The organism is Lentzea sp. NPDC004789, from assembly GCF_053601075.1.
In genome coordinates this window covers 1-1,639 of sequence record NZ_JBSGBE010000054.1, presented here as the reverse complement: position 1 = coordinate 1,639, position 1,639 = coordinate 1, and the positions used below count along the sequence as shown (strand labels likewise).

Below are 1,639 nucleotides of genomic sequence, written 5' to 3'. Positions count from 1 at the left end.
GCCAAGTCGGCTAATAAAAGTTTAGCTACTTCAGCTAATGGGCATTCGCCAACTCAGCTAAACACAAAAGAAACTATTCAAAAGAAAGAAAGAAACACTACCCAAACCCACGCAGTGGGGTTGTCTTTGGAAGAAAAATTAACCCCACGGCAGAAGGGCACCAATCCGCGAGCCAAAGGAACAAATCCTCGCTCTGCAATGCCAGCTTTCGATCGTGAAAGACTGCGCGACACCTGGAACTCCAAAGCCGATAAGCATGGGCTCCCAAAAATTCGCAATGTATCGACCACAGTCGAGAGTGGATTGAAGCGCCTCTGGCAGTCCTACCTGAAGCAGTGCAAGGAGATTGGCAGCCAGCCAACAGAGATCAACACGTTCCTGAATGGCTATCTCGCCCATGGCTACACGCCAACGAAGTGGGCTTGTGGCGACAATCCAGAAGGCAAGCGATACGGCATTGAGACCGCACTTCGCAAAGAGAAGATTGACGAAATTCTTTCCCGGGAGGACTGATGGAAAGCTACGAGTTTGAAGAGCAGTTGGTCGGCTCAATGATGATCAAGGGCGACCATATCGACTGCCGGGAAGTCGCCGGGAAGTTACCTGCAGAAGCCTTTGAAAATTTTCACCTACGCCAGATGTATCAAGTAATCGTCACCCTCCTGAATCAGGCCGAACCAATCGACCAGTTCACCGTTCAAGATAGCCTTTCCGATTCAAGCAAGGACTTAGTATTGAGCGTGGCGGCGCGATGCAAGTCTGCAGCTAACATCCGGGCCTGGGCAAAACGTGTCCGTCAATGCTGGATGATACGCAAAGGAATTAGCGACCTGCAGCAAGCAATCTCAATCCTGCAAAGCGTAGGTGCTCATGATATCAACGAGCGAACTGCAGAAGTGGCTAGCGTTCTGTCAAAGGTGCAATTCGAGACCAACGACAAGCTTCCTCGCCGCATCGGTGATTTGCTGCCTGACTACATGGACGTTCTTGAGAAGCGAATGCAGGGCGCTGATTCCGGGATGTACCTGAAAACGGGAATCGACCCGCTGGATGATGAGTATGGCGGATTCGACCGCACAGACTTAATCATCATCGCTGGCCGCCCTGGCATGGGCAAGACGGAGCTGGCAATCAACATTGCTAACTCGATTGGTCGGCAGAAGGGTAAAGGTTTGTTGGTGTCGATGGAGATGTCTGACATGCAGGTGGTAGAGCGTCATGTCGCGGATCGCGCAGGATTATCTATCAGCACGCTACGCAACCCGTTGAACATGATTCAAGAGCAATACACGAAGCTCACCGGCGCTACCGGCACGCTAATGGACGAAAACAACTACGTCATCGATGGAGCATTCACTGTTGATGCGGCAATCGCGCATGCAGAGCGGATGAACATGGACGGCGGATTAAGCTTCCTAGCCATCGACTACCTCGGACTTATCACAAAGCCAAAAGCAGAGCGCAACGACATCGCCATCGGCGAAATGACGCGCAAGCTGAAGCAGTTCTGTCTGCGTAGTAAGGTTCCCGTAATTCTCTTGGCGCAGCTTAACCGCGGCCCGGAAAACCGTGCAGACAAACGGCCAAGCATGGCAGACCTGAAGGACTCAAGCTCAATTGAGCAGGATGCAGACGTGAT

2 protein-coding genes are annotated in these 1,639 nt (G+C 51.9%); both read left to right on the top strand.

Features of this window, described 5'->3' with window-relative positions; genetic code table 11:
- A partial coding sequence (locus ACWEIJ_RS45985; RefSeq protein WP_449843621.1) for a hypothetical protein occupies window positions 1-513 on the top strand: 513 nt, incomplete at its 5' end.
- Window positions 513-1,639 (top strand): replicative DNA helicase (locus ACWEIJ_RS45980; protein ID WP_449843620.1); only part of this gene is annotated, 1,127 nt, incomplete at its 3' end. The genes ACWEIJ_RS45985 and ACWEIJ_RS45980, both read left to right, overlap by 1 nt.